Source organism: Hyphobacterium marinum, from assembly GCF_036330325.1.
In the GTDB taxonomy this organism is placed as follows: domain Bacteria; phylum Pseudomonadota; class Alphaproteobacteria; order Caulobacterales; family Maricaulaceae; genus Hyphobacterium; species Hyphobacterium marinum.
In genome coordinates this window covers 163,527-182,658 of record NZ_JAZDRO010000003.1, presented here as the reverse complement: position 1 = coordinate 182,658, position 19,132 = coordinate 163,527, and the positions used below count along the sequence as shown (strand labels likewise).

The window sequence follows — 19,132 nt, the reverse complement described above, 5'->3', positions numbered from 1 at the left end:
ATGACCGTTGCGATCATTGATACCGGATGTGCCAACATCCTGTCCGTGCAATGCGCGCTCGACCGGCTCGGTGCCGTCTTTCGCCTGGCTGCCGCGCCAGACGAGGCGGTCGGCGCGGACCGGTTGATCCTGCCCGGTGTCGGCACGGCGTCTGCTGCCATGCGGACCCTGCGCGCGCGGGGCTGGGTGAATGCCCTGAAAGCGGAAAAACGGCCGCTGCTGGGGATTTGCCTCGGGATGCAGCTTCTCTTCGAGCAGTCCGATGAGGATGGAACGGCTTGCCTGGGACTGATCCCGGGCCGGGTCTCACGCCTTGTACCGCCTGAGGGCGCACCCTGGCCGCACATGGGCTGGAACCGGCTCAACTTCGTCCCGGGAGAAGATCCGCTGCTTCAGGGCGTTGATCCGGGTAGTCACGTCTACTTCGTGCACGGCTTCGCGGCTCCGAACGGTTCCGCAACCGTTGCGACGTGTAGCTTTGGCCAGTCCATTCCGGCGGTTGTCCGGAAAGAAGCGATCACCGGATGCCAGTTTCATCCCGAGCGCTCGTCCGCTACCGGGCAGCGCATCCTGGCGAATTTTATCGGGGGTCTGTGATGCAGCTCTATCCCGCAATTGACCTGCTTGATGGCCGCGTCGTTCGCCTGCGCCAGGGCGCGTTTGATGCCGTCACCGACTATGGCGGTGATCCGTTGGCGTTGGCAGACGCCTGGAAAGGGCAGGGGGCCGACTGGCTCCACGTCGTTGATCTCTCCGGGGCACGGGATGGCGCGCAAGCCCAGCTCGATACCGTCGCCGGGATTGCCCGAACAGGCCTGGCGATCCAGTCGGGCGGTGGCATTCGCTCGGAACGCGATCTCGCATGTCTTTACGGCTCCGGCGTCAAGCGGGCGGTGGTGGGCAGTCTCGCGGTGATCGATCCGGACCGGGTATTACGCTGGCTCGAGCGCTTTGGCGCCGACCGGATCGCGCTCGCCTTCGATGTCCGCAGGGTCGAGGGCGTCGCCTATCCCGCGATCAGGGGCTGGACCGAGACGCCGGGCGTCACGCTGGACGCCCTGCTGGAAATCTATTCGGCCAGCGGGCTCCGACACGCGCTCGTCACGGATATCGGCCGAGACGGGGCGCTGAATGGCCCTGCACTGGACCTTTATGCTGATCTGGGCCGCCGTTATCCCGATATCGCCTGGCAGGCGTCGGGCGGTGTCTCGTCACTCGCGGATTTGCGGGCGCTCCGGCAAGCCGGCGTTGCCGGGGCGATTACGGGCCGTGCTGTGCTTGATGGCCGATTCTCCGTGAGGGAGGCATTGGTATGCTCGCGCGGCGAATAATCCCCTGCCTGGATGTTCGTGATGGCCGTGTCGTCAAGGGCGTACGTTTCCGCGACCACGAGGACGTTGGCGACATTGTCGAGCTTGCGGCACGCTACGCGGCGGAAGGCGCGGATGAGCTTGTCTTCTACGAAATTTCCGCCAGTCCGGACGGGCGCGTGGTCGAGCCGGAATGGATCTCGGCGGTCGCCCGCGAGCTCGACATTCCATTCTGTGTGGCCGGAGGCATATCCAGCTCGGATGCGGCCCGGGCGCGCCTGTTTGCCGGGGCGGACAAGATTTCGGTGAACTCTCCGGCCCTGTCCGATCCGTCTCTGATCGACCGCCTCGCGGCCGAGTTCGGCAGCCAGTGCGTCGTGGTCGGCATCGACAGCCGCAGGGACGACGGCGGGTGGCGCGTGCACCAGTTCACCGGCGATCCGTCGAAATCCCGCCAGCTCGGACGCAGGACGCTCGACTGGATCGCAGAAGCCACCGGCCGAGGGGCGGGCGAAATCGTGCTCAACTGCATGGACCGTGATGGTGTTCGCGACGGCTATGACGTCGATCAGCTTGCGGCGGCCCGCGCGGTCTGTCCGGTGCCGCTGATCGCGTCCGGCGGAGCCGGACGGCCGGAGGATTTCCGGACTGTCTTCGAGGGTGCCAATGTCGATGGGGCGCTGGCGGCCAGCGTTTTCCACCGCGGCACGATCGCCATTCCCGACCTCAAGGCCTTCCTCATGCAAAACGGTATCGAGATACGCCCATGACCGACGCACCCGACATTGATTTTGACAAGGGCGAGGGCCTCGTCCCCGCCATCGTTCAGGACGCGGCGACGCGCCAGGTCTTGATGCTCGGCTACATGAACCGCGATGCGTTCACGCGTACGCTGGAAACCGGCCAGGTGACGTTTTTCAGCCGCTCGAAAAACCGGCTCTGGACCAAGGGCGAGACCAGCGGAAATACGCTCTCACTGGTGTCGATACGCTCCGATTGCGACCGGGATACGCTACTGGTCGAGGCCCGTCCGGCCGGGCCGGCCTGTCATACCGGCTCGGTCTCCTGTTTTGATGATGGCGACGCGCCCGGCCTCGGTTTTCTGGCCCGGCTTTCAGACGTGATCGCGTCGCGGCGCGATACCGATCCATCCGGGAGCTATGTCGCGAAGCTCCTTGCGGCGGGGCCGCAACGCATGGCCCAGAAAGTCGGCGAGGAAGGCGTGGAAACCGCGCTTGCCGCCGTGAGTGGGGACATCGCGGACCTGACCGGTGAAGCTGCGGACCTGGTCTTCCACCTGCTGGTGCTGCTGGAGGGCAAGGGTGTCGGATTCGACACCGTTATCGCGGAGTTGCGAAGGCGGCACGCCGAAGCGGTCAGTCCGCCCCAAAAGTCCAGTGAAGGTCGAGACTGACGCCCGTTCCATTTGAGACCGGCGGCAGGCCGGACGGGACATCAACGCCCTCGACGGACGTCTCCACAAACTCTGCACTCCCACCGCCCGACAGGTATTCGCGGAACAGATAGGACAGGGCGATCACCGCCGGGTGGTTGGTTTCCTGTTCTATCTCGCGTCCCCCCATCCCCATGGCCTCGCGTTCACGGAAGGTCTGGACGACCGGATCGGCAAGATCAGGGTCAGGCGTGATCGTGACACGCCAGCCCTGCGCCGTTTCGCTGGCCGACGCGACAACGTCGCCCACATGGCCGGTTTCGGCGGACAGAAGCATGCCGGTCACATCGTTGGACTGGAGCGTATGCCGGAACACGGCTTCGCCGTTCTCGATGGTCAGCGTCCACCGCCCCGCGACTGACCAGCTCCAGTTGCTGCCGCCCTGCGTCATCGCATAGTCGAGCGTTCCGGTGACGCCATCTGGTGCATCACCGCACACCAGCAGGCTGACGCTGCCTGTCAGCAGCAGCGACGCGCTCATCGGAGGCTGGACAAGGTAGGTTTCCGGCAAGGGCGCGAACGGCTCGGCCGGTGCGCCGGATGGCAACGCCGGCGGCAGATTGGGGATCGTCTGCACCCGCGCCGGGAACGCGGCGTTCGCAGCGGTGATCGCGCCGGGACCATATCCGGAGACGGTCAGACAGCCACCATCAGGATCGGGCAGGCCCGCATCGAGTGTGACGGTAAAGGCGGTCAGATCATGGGCCGGCCAGGGTTGCGTCAGGGGCAGGGTCACGGTGCAGGCTCGACCGTGGCTGCACGGGATGATCTGGCCCGCGACCGGAGAGAGGTCGAGGGGCTGGGCCGGAAAGTTGACGGCCATGTCGCCGGCCGCGGCCATGGCCGTGATCTCGAAACCAGGCATGACGGCCTGCTCGAACAGGGTTGAGACCGGCAGAGGAGCGGGGGGCTGCATGCCATCGCTGCTCGGATAGGCAACATCCAGGGGGCCGAGCATTTGGGCCGGGCCGGCAATGGCTTCCGGCGCGGTCATCAAACGCACCTCCAATGACTGCGCACTGGCGACAGCCGGAAGTGCGAGGGTGGCCAGTGCGGCCAAGCCGAAAAACTTCATGTCATCGCCTCCCTGTCCGAGACAGGGTTGGCGCTGATCAAAGCGCGGTCAAGCCATCAGCCGGGTCATGGCTCCGCGATATCCTCGTGCAATCTCGTCTCGCCGGATGTGACGGCCATCGCGCACAACGTGCCGCCCGGCAGACCATACATCGCTAACGCAGGCCCGCCCACCCGAGAAAATCCAGGCGTCGAGAATGGCATCGCCGGACTGGCCAGAGAGGAGCGGATGCTGCGTGTCGAGCGCGACGAGATCAGCCCACAGGCCCGTTTTGATCCCCCCGCTCGCGCGCCCAAGGGCTTGGGCACCGCCAGACAATGCGGAGTCATAGAGATGGCGTCCGGTCGATTGGCCGGGTTCAGCCATGACATTGCGGCGACGCTCGCCGAGGCGCTGGCTCCATTCAAGCAAGCATAATTCTCCCACTGCATCGGCGCGGATATGGCTGTCAGTTCCAACGCCCCAACGGCCTCCGGCTTCGCGATAGGTGTGTCCCGGGAAAATGCCGTCGCCGAGATCGGCTTCCGTCGTCGGGCAGAGGCCGGCAACCGCGCCCGAGCGCGCCAGTCTTGCCGTTTCCTCCGCTGTCATATGGGTGGCATGGACGAGGCACCACCGCTCATCAACATCGACATGAGAAAGCAGCCAGTCGACCGGGCTCTGGCCGGACCAGTCGAGACAGGCCTCGACCTCGCGGACCTGTTCGGCGATGTGGATATGAACCGGTCCATCGGAAGCGCCAGCCAGCACCGCCGTCATCTGGTCGGGCGTCACGGCCCGCAGGGAATGAAAGGCGACGCCCAGCCCGTCGTCATCGCGCGTCAGGTGCGCCCGGGCGCATTCGCGCAGCCGCAAAAAGCCGTCCGGGTCGTTCAGGAAGCGTTTTTGGCCCTCGCCCGGCGGTTTGCCGCCAAAGTCGCTGTGTGCATAGAGGACGGGCAGGTGGGTGAGGCCGATTCCGCTTGTGGCGGCCGCCGCCGCGACGCGGCCGGACATTTCGGCGGGATCGGTATGGACTGCCCCGTCCAGGTCGTGGTGCAGATAGTGAAACTCGGCGATGGCCGCGAAACCGCTTTCCAGCAGTTCGACGTGGAGCTGTGCGGCGATGGCCTCGACGTCCTCTGGGGTGAGAGCGCGGACAAAGCCGTACATCGCCTCGCGCCAGGACCAGAAATCATCATCACCCGTGCCACGCCGCTGCGTCAGCCCGGCCATGGCGCGCTGGAAGGCGTGGCTGTGCAAGTTGCACAAGGCTGGAAGCAGGATATCGACGCATTCAGCGTCATGATCCTGCGTCTCCGGTACGACCGAAGCGATCCGTCCATCTGCACCAATTCCGACAAGCACGTCGCGTTGCCAGCCATCGGGTGTCAGGGCGATTTCTGCTAGAAGCTTGCGCATCGGAGCCTTCCTCTGACATGAGGGTTATCCCGGATTCGCCCGCAACGGGAGGGCGCGCATGCGCTTTGACCGACTTCTTACCCATGCCCGGCTCGCGACCATGGCCGCGAACGGTCGCCCCTATGGCGGAACGGACGCCGATGCCGTTGGCATACGCGACGGGCGGATCGTGTGGATCGGGACGTCGGAGGACCTTCCGGACAGTGTCGAGATCCATGAACGCGATGACCTCGATGGCCGGTGGGTGACGCCGGCCCTGATCGACTGCCACACCCATCTCGTCTTCGCCGGTGACCGGTCAGGCGAATTCGAACGGCGGCTGGCGGGGGAGAGCTATGAGTCCATCGCGCGGTCCGGCGGCGGCATCAAAAGCACCGTCAATGCGGTCCGCTCAGCGACCGCAGCCGAGCTGGCTGCCACGGCATTGTCGCGTCTCGATGCGCTGAACGCCGAAGGTCTAGGAACTGTAGAAATAAAAAGCGGTTACGGGCTAAACTTCGAGTCCGAAATTAACATGCTCAAGGCCGCCCGATCACTTGGGTTAGTTTCCGGCGTGCGGGTGCGGACAACGCTGCTCGCCGCCCACGCCGTGCCCCCGGAATATGCCGGCAAGGCCGACGCTTATATCGACGAGGTCTGTATCCCGCTGATCGCCGAGGCCGCGCGCCAGGGCCTCGCCGACGCCGTCGATGCCTATTGCGAGGGGATCGGGTTTTCGCCCGAACAGGTCCGGCGTCTGTTTGAAGCCGCAAAGGCGGCGGGGTTACCGGTCAAGCTTCATGCCGACCAGCTTTCCGACCTCGACGGCGCGGCGCTGGCGGCCGAGTTCGGCGCGTTGAGCGCGGACCATCTCGAATACACGAATGAAGCCGGTATTGCGGCGATGGCCAAGGCGGGGATGACGGCAGTGATCCTGCCGGGGGCTTTCTATTGCCTCAATGAAACGAAGAAGCCGCCTATCGCGGCCCTGAGAGAGGCGGGTGTACCGATGGCGCTCGCGACCGACGCCAATCCCGGCACGTCGCCGGTCTTGTCGCTGCTGACCATCGCCAATATGGGCTGCACGCTCTTCGGCATGACGGTGGAGGAAGCCCTCGCCGGGATTACACGGGACGGTGCCCGCGCCCTGGGGCTTGGGAACGAGATCGGCACGATCGAGACCGGCAAGCGCTGCGATCTGGCGATCTGGGATGTGGAACGTCCGGCGGAATTGGTGCAATGGATTGGTGCCAAGCCCCTCCACGGGCGGATACTGAACGGAGAGTGGGCGTGAGCGCCATTTTTATTCGACCCGGCGACATGACGCTGCGCGACTGGCGCGACATTTATCACGGCGCTGGCATAGCCTTGGATTCCGAGACGCGGGACGCTGTCGACGCAGGCGCTCAGGCCGTTCAGGACCTGATCGCCTCGGGCCGCGCGGTCTATGGCGTCAATACCGGGTTCGGCAAGCTGGCGACCGTGCGCATTGGCGATGATGATCTCGGCGAGCTCCAAGCGCGCCTGGTCCTGTCCCATGCCGCCGGTGTTGGCGAGCCGGTCCCGGGCCCCATCGTCCGGCTGATGATTGCGCTGAAGATGGCCTCGCTCGGACGCGGGGCGTCGGGCGTGCGCTGGCAGGTGATCGCGGCACTGCAAGGCCTGCTCGACAAGGGCGTGACGCCCGTCATTCCCGGGCAGGGATCGGTCGGGGCATCAGGCGATCTCGCGCCGCTGGCGCATCTCGCCGCCATTCTGATGGGGGAGGGCGAAGCGATTGTCGCGGGCGAACGGATGCCCGCCGCCAAGGCGCTGTCGCGCGCCGGTCTGGACAAGCTGGTTCTGGGACCGAAGGAAGGCCTTGCGCTGCTTAACGGGACGCAATTCTCTACCGCCCACGCGCTCGCGGGCCTGTTCGAGGCCGAGACCGCCTTCCAGAGCGCGCTCGTCACCGGTGCAATGAGTGTTGATGCGGCGCGCGGGTCGCTCTCGCCTTTCGATGCGCGAATCCACGCGGTGAGGGGACATGCCGGCCAGATCGAGACGGGCGCGGCCTATCGTGCACTGCTCGATGGCAGCGCCATCGTCGACTCCCATGCCGAGTGCGGCAAGGTGCAGGATCCGTACTGCCTGCGCTGTCAGCCGCAAGTGATGGGGGCCTGCCTCGATCTGTTGCGCCAGGCCGGCTCGACGCTTCAAACCGAGGCCAATGCCGTCACCGACAATCCGCTGATCTTTGCCGAGGGGCCGACGTCGATCTCAGGCGGGAATTTCCACGCCGAGCCGGTCGCCTTTGCTGCCGACATGATCGCGATGGCGATCTGCGAGATCGGCTCGATTTCGGAGCGCCGTCTGGCGCTGCTCACCGATCCGAACCTGTCTGGCCTGCCGGCCTTCCTGTCGCCGTCGCCGGGACTGAATTCAGGTTTCATGATCCCGCAGGTGACCGCCGCCGCGCTGGTGTCTGAGAACAAGCAGCGTGCCCATCCGGCGAGTGTGGATTCCATCCCGACCTCGGCCAACCAGGAAGACCATGTCTCGATGGCCGCGCATGGCGCACGCCGCCTGCTGGCGATGGCAGAAAACCTCCACGCCGTCATCGGTATGGAAGCGCTGGCCGCCGCGCAGGGCATGGACTTCCACGCGCCGCTGACCTCGTCGGAACCGCTCGAAGCGGCGAAGGCCGTGCTGCGTGCCGAGGTCCCGAAGCTGGAGGATGACCGCTTCTTCGCCCCGGATATGGAGACGGCAACAGCCCTGGTTCGCACCGGGCGGTTCGTTCATGCCGTCGGTGGCAATCTCCCCGGTGTGGCGGGGTCGTGATGGCGGACATCTTTGACCTCAAGCGCGGCAAGGAGCCGCTCGTCGTTTCCATCCCGCATTCGGGTACCGAAGTGCCGGAGGAGATCCGCGCGCGTCTGACATCCGCCGCCGACGGCCTGCCGGACACGGACTGGCATGTCGACCGGCTCTACAATTTCCTTTCCAGCATGGGCGCGACCGTCATCAAGGCGAACTATTCGCGCTATGTGGTTGATCTCAATCGCGATCCGACAGGGGCGTCACTCTATCCGGGACAGGCGACGACGGGCTTTCTGCCTGAAACGCGCTTTGACGGCGAAGCGCTCTATGCCGACGGTGACGAACCCGGTGAGGATGAGATCGAGCCGCGCCGCGCGCGCTATTTCGACCCCTATCACCGGGCGCTGAGCGAAGAGCTGGCGCGGATCCGGGCGATCCACGGCTATGTCGTGCTCTATGACGCGCACTCTATCGCCTCGGCTGTGCCGCGCCTCTTCGACGGCGAATTGCCGGTCCTCAACCTTGGGACCAATGGCGGCCAGTCCTGCGCCCGCGAAATCGAGCAGGCGGCGGTGAAGGCCATGCTCGACCAGGAAGACTTCGAGGCCATCGCCAACGGGCGTTTCAAGGGTGGCTGGATCACCCGCTCCTATGGCCGTCCGCAGCACAATGTCCACGCCCTGCAAATGGAATTGGCGCAGCGCGCCTACATGGATGAGGCAAGCGGCGAATTCGACGGGGCGCGCGCGAACCTACTGCGCCCGGTCCTGAAAACCATCATCGAACGCGCCCTCGCGGCGGCGGAAAAACTGCACTGGGAAATCACCAAATGAGCGCCAACCGGATCGACAATGCCCGCGTCATTCGCGCCAAACGCGGCACCGAACTCGACGCCAAGTCCTGGCTGACCGAAGCGCCGCTGCGCATGCTGATGAACAATCTCGATCCGGACGTGGCCGAAAAGCCCGAAGAGCTCGTTGTCTATGGCGGGATCGGCCGCGCTGCGCGCGACTGGCAGAGTTTCGACCGCATCGTTGGTGCGTTGAAGGAGCTCGACGCCGACGAGACGCTGCTGGTTCAGTCCGGCAAGCCGGTCGGCGTCTTCCGCACCCATGCCGACGCGCCGCGTGTGCTTATCGCCAATTCCAACCTCGTTCCGGCTTTCGCCAACTGGGAGCATTTCCGCGAGCTCGATAAGAAAGGCCTGATGATGTACGGCCAGATGACGGCCGGGTCGTGGATCTATATCGGCTCGCAGGGCATCGTTCAGGGCACGTACGAGACTTTCGCTGAAATGGGCCGCCAGCACTTCTGCGGCGACCTGAAAGGCAAATGGATCCTGACCGGCGGGCTTGGCGGCATGGGCGGGGCGCAACCGCTTGCCGCCGTCATGGCCGGGGCCTGCATGCTGGCGGTCGAGTGCCGACCGTCGCGCATCGAAATGCGCCTTCGCACCCGCTATCTCGACCACAAGGCCGAAACACTCGACGAGGCGCTGGAACTGATTGAGACCGCCTGCGCCGAAGGCCGGGCGATTTCGGTCGGCCTTCTGGGCAATGCGGCGGAAGTCTTCCCCGAGCTCGTGAAGCGCGGCATCCGCCCCGACGCCGTCACCGACCAGACCAGCGCCCATGATCCGGTCAATGGCTATCTGCCCGCCGGCTGGACGCTGGAAGAGTGGGATGCGGCCAAGGAGGCCGATCCGGACCGCGTCGCGAAAGCCGCCAAGGCGTCGATGGCCGAACAGGTGAAAGCCATGCTCGCCTTCCACGAAATGGGCATCCCCACGGTCGATTACGGCAACAATATCCGCCAGATGGCCAAGGACGTCGGGGTCGACAACGCGTTCGACTTCCCCGGTTTTGTTCCCGCCTATATCCGACCACTCTTCTGCCGGGGCATCGGACCGTTCCGGTGGGCAGCGCTGTCGGGTGATCCGGAGGATATCTACAAGACCGACGCCAAGGTGAAGGAGCTGATCCCGAACGACAAACACCTGCACAACTGGCTCGACATGGCGCGCGAGCGCATCGCGTTCCAGGGCCTGCCCGCGCGGATCTGCTGGGTGGGGCTCGGTCAGCGACACCGGCTCGGTCTTGCCTTCAACGAGATGGTCGCGTCAGGCGAACTCTCGGCTCCCGTCGTCATAGGGCGGGACCACCTTGATTCAGGCTCGGTCGCGTCGCCCAACCGCGAGACCGAGGCGATGATGGACGGCTCGGACGCGGTCGCGGACTGGCCGCTCCTCAATGCGCTCCTCAACACCGCGTCGGGCGCGACCTGGGTGTCGCTCCATCATGGCGGCGGGGTCGGCATGGGCTGGTCGATCCATTCCGGACAGGTGATCTGTTGCGACGGGACGCCCGAAGCGGCCAGACGCGTCGAGCGCGTGTTGTGGAACGACCCCGCGACCGGCGTCATGCGCCACGCTGATGCGGGCTATGACATCGCTAAGAACTGCGCGCGCGAGCAGGGGCTGAACTTGCCGAGCGTTTGAGCCGGGGAATGCCATTACCCCCTCGCGTCATTCCCCGGTTCATTGGGGTGATCTTTGCTGATCTGAGATGCCCCGCATACAGCGGGGCATGACGCTTTAGGTTTCATATAGAACGGCGTCATCACCCGGTTTATCCGGGTGATCTCAAGCCCGCGCGATCCGGTCCCAGAGATCTTCCCAATCCGGATTTTCCGTCTCAATCAGATTGACCTTCCATTGGCGCGGATACTTCTTCAGCCGCTTTTCGCGTTGAATGGCCGCCGCTATCAATTCGTGAAGCTCAAACCAGACGAGGCGTCGACAATTGTAACGGCGGGTAAACCCTTCAGTCAGGCCGTTGCGATGCTGATAAACGCGGTGGAGAAGTTGGGACGTGACTCCCGTATAAATTGGACCGTTCTTGCGGCTGCTCATCATATAAACGCCGATGAGGCTGTCTCTGACGATCATTGAAGGAACATGCAACTAAAAGGTGCTCTGGGCAAGCCGTGGCACAACGAACTTATTTGCAGCTTGAGTGCGTCATTCCCCGGCTTGTCCGGGGAATCCGAGAGGAAGGAGATGCCCCGCATAAAGCGGGGCATGACGCATTAGAAGTTAGTTGGACCGGCGTCATCACCCGGTTTATCCGGGTGATCTCTGGGCCGTTGGGATACCCCGCATAAAGCGGGGCATGACGCCACAGCCCCTAACAATACCCCTTCATGATCTCCGCCAGCTTCGCCTTGCCGGGCGAGAGGCGGTCATAGGGCAGGGCATTGAGCGGCGTGTCGGGCAGTTTGGCCATGTCGGCCATGTCGCGGCGGGTCTCGTCGATATAGATGAGCCCGGTCAGGATTTCCTTGCCTTCGGAGCGGCGCAGCATGTCGAAGGCCTGGTCGCGGTCGCGCGGATCGTAATTGTCCCCGGTCTTTTTGAGGCGCACCGAGCCGTGATGCAGCGGCACGCTGATCGCCTCGCCGGCTTCGTACTGGGCGGTGATTTCCTCGCCGGTGGGCACGAAATCGGCATGCACGACCGGGTGATAATATTCGTAGGTGTGGGCATAGCTCTTGGTCGACCCGGCGTGGTCATTGAACGTCACGCACGGGGAGACGACGTCGATGAGGGCAAAGCCCTTGTGCATCAGGCCCGCCTTGATCAGCGGAACGAGCTGTTTCTTGTCACCGGAGAAGCCGCGCGCGACATAGGTCGCGCCGAGCGTCAGGGCCAGCGCAACCGGGTCGATCGGGGTCTGCTCGTTGACTTCGCCCTTCTTGGCCTTGGTGCCGATATCGGCCGAGGCCGAGAACTGGCCCTTGGTGAGGCCGTAAACGCCGTTGTTCTCGATCACGTAGAGCATGTTGAGATTGCGGCGGATGGCGTGGGCGAACTGGCCGATGCCGATGGAAAGCGAGTCTCCGTCGCCCGACACGCCGATATAGTGGAGCTCTGTATTGACCGCCGCGGCACCGGTCGCGACCGATGGCATGCGCCCGTGAACCGTGTTGATGCCGTGCGACTGGCCGAGGAAATAGGCGGTCGTCTTTGACGAACAACCGATACCGGAGACCTTGGCCGCGCGATGCGGTTCGATATTGAGCTCGTGAAACGCCTGGACGAAGGCGGCGGTGATGGAATCGTGCCCGCAACCTGCACACAGCGTCGACATCACGCCTTCATAGTCGCGCACGGTCAGCCCGCGCGCATTGCGGCGCAGGTGCTTGTCGACGCGGGGCTTCTTGATCGAAGTCATGACGTTGTCTCCGCGATGTGGGCGCGAATGGCGGTGCAAATGATGCGCGGGTCGGTCGGCATGCCGCCCCAGTCGAGAATGGATTTCAGTGTCTTCTTTTCCGCCGCCGTCTCGTTGACGAGGAGGCCTTTGAGCTGCGCGTCGCGGTTCTGTTCGACAACGAAGACCGTCTCGTGTGCGGCGATGAAGTCTTCTACCGACTGGTGGAAGGGGAAGGCCCGCACGCGCATGTAGTCGAGCGCGATGCCGTCGGCTTTCAACCGGGCGATGGCTTCCTTGACCGCACCGTCGCAGCCGCCAAGCGACAGGATGGCGAGCGGCGTCTTTTCGCCGGCCATCTGCGAGACGGGTTTCGGGACGAAATTCGCAGCATTGCGCCATTTCTGGTCGATGCGGACGAGCACGTCCTGATAGGCCGCCGAGTCCTCGGTATAGGCCCCGAACTTGGTATGGCCGGAGCCGCGCGTGAAGAAGGCTCCTTTCGGGTCTTCGCCCGGAATGGTGCGGTAGGGGATGCCGTCGCCGTCGACATCGAGATAGCGGTAGAATTTCTCGATCTTCGCCAGATCGTCGGAATGCAGGACCTTGCCCCGGTCGGGCTGGAAACTGTCGTCCCAGTCGAACTTCTCGACCATCCAGTCATTCATGCCGATATCGAGATCGGAGAGCACAAAGACCGGCGTCTGGAAGCGTTCGGCGAGATCAAACGCCTCGACAGCCATGTCGAAGCATTCCTTCGGATCACAAGGGAAGAGGACGATATGCTTGGTGTCGCCATGGCTCGCATAAGCGGCGAGCTGGATGTCGCACTGCTGGGTGCGGGTCGGCATGCCGGTCGAGGGGCCGACGCGCTGGATATCGAACAGCACTGCCGGCACTTCGGAATAATAGGCAAAACCGATGAATTCGCTCATCAGCGAGATGCCGGGCCCGGAGGTCGGCGTGAAGGCGCGCGCGCCATTCCAGGAGGCCCCGATCACCATGCCGATGGCCGAGAGCTCGTCCTCGGCCTGGATGATGCAGTAATTGTTCTTGCCGGTGTCGGGATCGACGCGGAGCTTCTCGCAAAACCCCTTGAACCCGTCCATCAGCGAGGTCGAGGGGGTGATCGGATACCAGGCGCCGAAGGTCGCACCGGCATAGACACAGCCCAGCGCCGCGGCGGTGTTGCCGTCGATCATGATGTGGTTCGACGTCTGGTCGGAGGCCTCGATCCGGATGGGCAGGGGCGTCTCGTAGTGCTCCTTGACGTAGTCGTAGCCGATACGCACGGCCTGCATGTTCAGCGTGACGAGTTTCGGCTTGGTGCCGAAGCTCTCCTCGACGAGGGACTGGATCACCTCAAGGCTGATATCGGTCAGCGCCGCGACCGCGCCGACATAGGCCATGTTCTTCATCAGGACGCGGGTGCGGGCATTCTCGAATGTGTCGTTGCACATGCGCGCCAGCGGTACGCCGATGACGGTGATGTCGTCGCGCGCCAGCAGTTTCGGGCGCGGCCAGGTCGAATCGTAAAGCAGGCAACCGCCCGGTGAGACAGCGGCGAGGTCCTGCGCATAACTCTCGGCATTCATCGCGACCATCAGGTCGAGCTCACCGGAGCGCGCCGACCAGCCGTCCTTGGTGACGCGGATCTCGTACCAGGTCGGCAGGCCCTGGATGTTTGACGGGAAGAGGTTCTTGCCGACAACCGGCACGCCCATGCGGAAGACAGCCTTCATCAACAGGCCGTTGGCGCTGGCCGAGCCGGTCCCGTTCACATTGGCGATCTTGATGACGAAGTCATTGACCCGCGCCTGCGCACGGGTTTCGGTCACGGCATTCATTCGGCGGCCCTCGGAGCCGCGCGTCCGCCATGAACGTCGTCGGCGTGCGGCAGGTGGATGTTCGATTGCGCCATGTCCCAGGCCGCCGTCGGGCAGCGCTCGGCGCACAGGCCACAATGCAGGCAAAGGTCTTCGTCCTTGACCATGACGCGTTGGGTCAAGGGCAGGTCTTCGGAGATGTAGAGCGGCTGCTCAAGATTGTCCGACGGGGCCGACAGGCGCTCGCGCAAATCGGCTTCCTCGCCATTGGGCGTGATCGTCAGGCAATTGACCGGACAGATGTCGATACAGGCGTCGCATTCGGTACAGAGCGGCGCGGAGAACACCGTCTGGATGTCGCAGTTGAGACAGCGCTCCACCTCGGTGACGATCTGGTCGGGCGTGAACCCCAGCTCGACTTCGGTATCGAGATCCTTGAAGCGTTCGCGCAAATCGACATGGGTCATCTTGCGCCGGTCGGACGGGTCATAGTCGTTCGAATAGCGCCACTCGTTGTGGCCCATCTTGGTGGTCGAGAGGGTCAGGCCCCGCGGCGGACGGTCGGCGATGTCCTCGCCCTGGCAATACTTGTCGATCGAGATGGCGGCCTGGTGGCCGTGCTCGACCGCCCAGATGATGTTCTTCGGACCGAACGCGCTGTCGCCGCCAAAGAAGACGCCGTCGCGGGTCGACTGGAAGGTGTCTTCGTCAACGACCGGAACGTCCCACTTGTCGAACTCGATCCCGAGATCGCGCTCGATCCAGGGGAAGGCATTTTCCTGGCCGATGGCGAGGATGACGTCGTCGCAGGGGATGGTCGTCTCGCCGGTCACGCGCGTCGCGGTGATGCGGCCGCGCGCGTCGGTGTCATACTCCATAAGCTCGAACGTCATGCCGGTCAGCTTGCCGTTCTCGACGACGAAGGCTTTCGGCGAATGATTGACGAGGATTTCGACATTCTCCTCCTCGGCGTCTTCCAATTCCCACGGAGAGGCCTTGAAGAATTGCCGCGGCTTGCGCGCCATCACTTTCACGCTGTCCGCGCCAAGGCGAAGCGAGGAGCGGCAGCAATCCATCGCCGTGTTGCCGACGCCGATGATGAGGACTTTTTTCCCGATGGACTCGATGTGGTCGAAGGCCACCGATTCCAGCCATTCGATGCCGATATGGATATTGGCGTCACCTTCGGCGCGGCCGGGCAGGTCGAGTTCCTTGCCCTTGGGCGCGCCGGATCCGACGAAGATGGCGTCATAGCCGTCATCGAGGAGCGACTTGAACGAGTTGATCCGGTGGCCCGTCTTCAGGGTCACGCCCATGTCGAGAATGTAGCCGATCTCGTCGTCGAGTACCTGTTCGGGCAGGCGGAAGGACGGGATGTTGGAAATCATCAGCCCGCCGGGTTTTTCCAGTGCTTCGAAGATCGTGCACTCGTATCCCAGCGGGGCGAGATCGTTGGCCACCGTCAGTGAGGCGGGGCCGGCACCAATGAGGGCGATCTTCTTGCCATTGGTGTGCGCGGGCTTTTTCGGCAGGCGGTCGGTGATGTCATCGCGGTGGTCGGCGGCGACGCGTTTGAGGCGGCAGATCGCAACCGGCTCGTCCTCGACCCGCGTACGCCGGCAGGCCGGCTCGCAGGGCCGGTCGCAGACCCGGCCGAGAATGCCCGGAAAGACGTTCGATTCGCGGTTGAGGATATAGGCGTCCGAATAGCGCCCTTGCGCAATCAGGCGGATATATTCGGGAACCGGCGTATGGGCCGGACAGGCCCACTGACAGTCCACGACCCTGTGAAAATAGTCCGGATTGCTGACGTCTGTCGGCTTCATGCGGATCGTCCTGACGGGCGGTGTCCAGACACCGGCCCCTTGCCCCTTATGCGGCACCGGGCGGGTCCCGGCGCGAAGGGTCAGCTTAGGACGGGAGAGGGGGGCGTTGCCAAGCCTTTTGACCGTAAAAGGGCGTTATTTTTGCCTGTTGCGAATGGCTCGCACGCGGCGTGCCCGATTGCCCGGCGCGGCGGGCTCGGCTATCCCCGAACCGATCAACCAACACGAAGAGGCCGCGCCCCATGTCCGACGCTTTTTACGCCCATCTGCGCCGCACGCTGGAAGAGATCGAGGCGGACGGCCTCTACAAGCGGGAACGGGTCATCGCCTCCCAGCAATTTTCCGAGATCGACGTGTTGCGCGAGGCGGGCGAGGATCACGTCATCAATTTCTGCGCCAACAATTACCTGGGTCTCGCCAACCGACCGGAATTGATCCGCGCGGCCAAGGATGCGCTTGACGAATTCGGCTATGGCGTCGCCTCGGTGCGCTTCATCTGCGGGACGCAGACCGTTCACCGCGAGCTGGAAAAGGCGATTGCCGACTTTACCGGCCAGGAAGACGCCATCCTCTATGCGGCGGCCTTCGACGCCAATGGCGGGGTGTTCGAGCCGCTTCTGGATGCCGAGGACGCGATCATTTCCGATGCGCTCAACCACGCCTCCATCATCGACGGCGTGCGCCTGTGCAAAGCGAAGCGTTTCCGTTACGCGAATTCCGACATGGACGATCTGGAAACCCAGCTGAAAGCCGCCGACGCGGCCGGTTCGCGCCACAAGCTGATCGTTACTGACGGCGTCTTCTCGATGGACGGCTATATCGCGAAACTGAAGGACATTTGCGATCTCGCCGACCGCTATGGCGCGATGGTCATGGTCGATGATTGCCACGCGCATGGTTTCATGGGCGCGAAGGGGCGCGGAACGCCGGAACATTGCGGCGTGATGGGCCGGGTCGACATCATCACCGGCACACTCGGCAAGGCGCTTGGCGGGGCGATGGGCGGCTTTACGGCGGCCAGGCAGGAAGTCGTGGACCTCCTGCGCCAGCGGTCACGGCCCTATCTCTTCTCCAACTCGCTCGCGCCCGCTATAGCGGGGGCGAGCCTGAAAGCGCTGAAAATGGTTGCCGAGGGCGACGATTTGCGCGCGCGCCTGTTCGATAACGCCAAGCGCTTCCGCAAAGGCATGAGCGAGGCCGGGTTCGATCTTTTGCCGGGTGAACACCCGATCATCCCGGTCATGCTGGGCGATGCAAAACTCTCCCAAGACATGGCGTCGATGCTGATGGAAGAAGGCGTCTATGTGATCGGCTTCTTCTATCCGGTCGTGCCAAAGGGCAAGGCCCGCATCCGCACCCAGATGAGCGCGGCCCACACGCCCGAACAGATCGACCGCGCTGTGGCGGCCTTTACCAAGGTCGGCAAGAAGCTCGGGGTTATCTAGACACTGGACTGGCTCCCGGCTTCCGCCGGGAAAACGGAATAGGTGCGCCATCACCTGGCTTGTCCGGGTGATCTCCTGTTAGCACTGAGATGCCCCGGACAAGCCGGGGCATGACGCGGGTTGAGAGTAACTGCGTGCTTCGAGGCTCGCCTGCACCTCGCACCTCAGCATGAGGACGGTTTGTGCATTCTATCCCCCTCATCCTGAGGTGCCCGCGTTAGCGGGCCTCGAAGGATGGGCGACCTCGCTCCTCGGCCAAACAATTCGCCCCCTGCCACAATCCCGGTCGAATCTCGTGTAAGTTTCTCCCCTGGGAAGAGGGTTTTGCATCCTTTTGCCCCGCGGTGCGCATCGTTAGGTGTGCTCGGGGCAAGAACGGGGAGAAACTGTTATGAACGACACACCACGCAATGACGCGGCGGCTGCGGCTGCCCGAGACGAAGGCAGCCTGTCTGCCAGCAGCGCACGTCCGTCTGACGAGATGCTGCCCTTCCTGAACAATTTCCACGACATCTTCACCACGCTCGGCGTCGTCATCCTGATGGCCGGCCTGGTTGTCGGCGCAGGACAGATCATGTCCGGCCTCGAATTTACCGAGGAGAGCTTCTCCTGGCAGGCGACGCTGATCGGCCTCATCGCCGGTATCGCCGTCGTGCTGTGGGGGATTTCGGCCATCCTTGTTGGACGCCAGCGGCGCATCCTGCCCGGCATCGTCCTGTCGGCCGGTTTCATCGGCGCGGCGGCCATTGTGCTGGTCTGGGGCTATGCCCAGTTCCTGATCCACGGTCTCGGGATCAATGAGGCGATGCTGGAAAGCCGCTTCAATGGCATGGACGACATGGAGTTCGGGCGCGAGGCCGTGCAGGCGGGTCTGGCCCAGCTACCCATTTCGTTACGCATCCTGCCGGTCGTAATCGGCCTGAGTGCGCTGGTTCCGGCCATCCTTTATTACACCGCTTTCCGCCTGCCGTTCGCGGGCGGTCTGGTGGGCGTCGGCCTCGCCGCCACGGCGGTGTTGACCCTCTTCACCCTCGATCCCTACACGACCGGCATTTACCTGCCGTCCGTGATGGTGGCCGCGGGCGGGGCGCTATTGCTGGCCGGTATCGTTTTCGACATGCGTGACCCGGGCCGGGAAACCCGGCTCGCCGGAACGGCTTTCTGGCTGCATTTCTTCGCCGCGCCGATCCTGTTGAGCGCGGTCCTCAATGTGACGCGGCTGGGCTGGACGTTCGACGAGGCGGATTTCGCCAATCCGGAAAACACCAACCTTCTGGCTGCCTTGGCCGCGGACAATGGCAATGCCACGCAGCTGGCCATCGTTGCGTTGACCGTGATCGCGATCTTTGCGCTGGTGTCGCTGCTGATCAATCGCCGGGCGCTCATCGTGTCGGGCCTGTTGACGGCAGGCATCTCCATCGGCGTCATCGTCAACGCGTCGGGCCTCGGCGTCGGCGGGGTGATTGCGGTGACGCTGCTGGTGCTTGGCGGGATCGTCGTCCTGCTCGGTGCGGCGTGGAACCCCGTGCGCAGCGTGCTGCTCGCCCCGTTCCCGCGGTCGGGACCGCTCGCGCGCCTCTTCCCGCCGGCGAGCGGGGTGGTGGGCTGACCGTTTTCCTCCCCCGGCTGCGGGGGAGGAATTGGCACCCCACCCCAACCCTCCCCTTGAGGGGAGGGAGGAGGGCGCCAGCCCTCAGGGTGGGGTGAGCCCAGCTACCAAGAGATGCCCCGGCCCAGCCGGGGCATGACGCCTTGCTTTGCCCCCATGACGCGGGCGAAAAAACTCGCTATGGCAGGCGTCGAA

Annotated in this window: 16 protein-coding genes; 10 read left to right on the top strand and 6 right to left on the bottom strand. The window is 64.1% G+C overall.

All coding sequences use genetic code 11. From position 1 onward, the window contains the following. The 4 genes from hisH to hisIE are packed head-to-tail and all read left to right on the top strand — an operon-like array spanning position 1 to position 2,724. Positions 1-597, top strand: coding sequence for an imidazole glycerol phosphate synthase subunit HisH (gene hisH, locus V0U35_RS08610; protein ID WP_330196290.1), 597 nt, complete (start codon positions 1-3; stop codon positions 595-597). Next, positions 597-1,331, top strand: a complete 735-nt coding sequence (locus tag V0U35_RS08605; RefSeq protein WP_330196289.1) for a 1-(5-phosphoribosyl)-5-[(5-phosphoribosylamino)methylideneamino]imidazole-4-carboxamide isomerase — start codon at positions 597-599, stop codon at positions 1,329-1,331. The genes hisH and V0U35_RS08605 overlap by 1 nt, the downstream gene beginning before the upstream one ends. Then, complete coding sequence (hisF, locus tag V0U35_RS08600; RefSeq protein WP_330196288.1) at positions 1,313-2,080, top strand: imidazole glycerol phosphate synthase subunit HisF; 768 nt, start codon at positions 1,313-1,315, stop codon at positions 2,078-2,080. The genes V0U35_RS08605 and hisF overlap by 19 nt, the downstream gene beginning before the upstream one ends. Beyond that, positions 2,077-2,724, top strand: coding sequence for a bifunctional phosphoribosyl-AMP cyclohydrolase/phosphoribosyl-ATP diphosphatase HisIE (gene hisIE / locus V0U35_RS08595; RefSeq protein WP_330196287.1), 648 nt, complete (start codon positions 2,077-2,079; stop codon positions 2,722-2,724). Before hisF ends, hisIE begins: the two co-directional genes overlap by 4 nt. Here the strand turns inward: hisIE and V0U35_RS08590 are convergent. Both V0U35_RS08590 and V0U35_RS08585 read right to left on the bottom strand, forming a co-directional pair. After that, the gene (locus V0U35_RS08590) at positions 2,687-3,838 is read right to left on the bottom strand and encodes a hypothetical protein (RefSeq protein WP_330196286.1); all 1,152 of its coding nucleotides are present in this window, start codon (positions 3,836-3,838) and stop codon (positions 2,687-2,689) included. The two genes, hisIE and V0U35_RS08590, sit on opposite strands and share 38 nt — an antisense overlap. Before the next feature lie 48 nt (positions 3,839-3,886). Further along, positions 3,887-5,239, bottom strand: a complete 1,353-nt coding sequence (locus V0U35_RS08585) for a formimidoylglutamate deiminase (protein ID WP_330196285.1) — start codon at positions 5,237-5,239, stop codon at positions 3,887-3,889. Positions 5,240-5,297: 58 nt separating this feature from the next. On the opposite strand from V0U35_RS08585, the gene hutI reads away from it, so the two are divergent. Genes hutI through hutU form a run of 4 tightly spaced genes read left to right on the top strand, consistent with a single transcriptional unit; the run spans position 5,298 to position 10,517 of the window. Then, the gene (gene hutI, locus V0U35_RS08580) at positions 5,298-6,512 is read left to right on the top strand and encodes an imidazolonepropionase (protein ID WP_330196284.1); all 1,215 of its coding nucleotides are present in this window, start codon (positions 5,298-5,300) and stop codon (positions 6,510-6,512) included. After that, positions 6,509-8,041, top strand: coding sequence for a histidine ammonia-lyase (gene hutH / locus V0U35_RS08575; RefSeq protein ID WP_330196283.1), 1,533 nt, complete (start codon positions 6,509-6,511; stop codon positions 8,039-8,041). Before hutI ends, hutH begins: the two co-directional genes overlap by 4 nt. Beyond that, positions 8,041-8,853, top strand: a complete 813-nt coding sequence (gene hutG / locus V0U35_RS08570; protein ID WP_330196282.1) for an N-formylglutamate deformylase — start codon at positions 8,041-8,043, stop codon at positions 8,851-8,853. The genes hutH and hutG overlap by 1 nt, the downstream gene beginning before the upstream one ends. Next, positions 8,850-10,517 (top strand): urocanate hydratase, encoded by a 1,668-nt coding sequence (gene hutU, locus V0U35_RS08565; protein ID WP_330196281.1) that lies wholly within the window; start codon positions 8,850-8,852, stop codon positions 10,515-10,517. Before hutG ends, hutU begins: the two co-directional genes overlap by 4 nt. 144 nt (positions 10,518-10,661) lie before the next feature. Here the strand turns inward: hutU and V0U35_RS08560 are convergent, their stop codons facing one another. The 4 genes from V0U35_RS08560 to V0U35_RS08545 all read right to left on the bottom strand — a co-directional run bounded on the left by V0U35_RS08560 (position 10,662) and on the right by V0U35_RS08545 (position 15,883). Continuing rightward, positions 10,662-10,967, bottom strand: coding sequence for a GIY-YIG nuclease family protein (locus tag V0U35_RS08560; RefSeq protein ID WP_330196280.1), 306 nt, complete (start codon positions 10,965-10,967; stop codon positions 10,662-10,664). A gap of 238 nt (positions 10,968-11,205) precedes the next feature. Further along, entirely contained in the window at positions 11,206-12,252 is a 1,047-nt protein-coding gene (locus V0U35_RS08555; protein WP_330196279.1) for a 2-oxoacid:ferredoxin oxidoreductase subunit beta, read from the bottom strand. After that, the gene (locus V0U35_RS08550) at positions 12,249-14,078 is read right to left on the bottom strand and encodes a 2-oxoacid:acceptor oxidoreductase subunit alpha (RefSeq protein WP_330196278.1); all 1,830 of its coding nucleotides are present in this window, start codon (positions 14,076-14,078) and stop codon (positions 12,249-12,251) included. Before V0U35_RS08550 ends, V0U35_RS08555 begins: the two co-directional genes overlap by 4 nt. Next, positions 14,075-15,883, bottom strand: a complete 1,809-nt coding sequence (locus tag V0U35_RS08545) for an FAD-dependent oxidoreductase (protein WP_330196277.1) — start codon at positions 15,881-15,883, stop codon at positions 14,075-14,077. Before V0U35_RS08545 ends, V0U35_RS08550 begins: the two co-directional genes overlap by 4 nt. Positions 15,884-16,125: 242 nt before the next feature. Between V0U35_RS08545 and V0U35_RS08540 the strand changes: the two genes are divergently transcribed. Continuing rightward, positions 16,126-17,328 (top strand): glycine C-acetyltransferase, encoded by a 1,203-nt coding sequence (locus V0U35_RS08540; RefSeq protein WP_330196276.1) that lies wholly within the window; start codon positions 16,126-16,128, stop codon positions 17,326-17,328. A gap of 391 nt (positions 17,329-17,719) precedes the next feature. After that, positions 17,720-18,937 (top strand): hypothetical protein, encoded by a 1,218-nt coding sequence (locus V0U35_RS08535; protein ID WP_330196275.1) that lies wholly within the window; start codon positions 17,720-17,722, stop codon positions 18,935-18,937. The last annotated feature ends 195 nt before the right edge of the window (positions 18,938-19,132 follow it).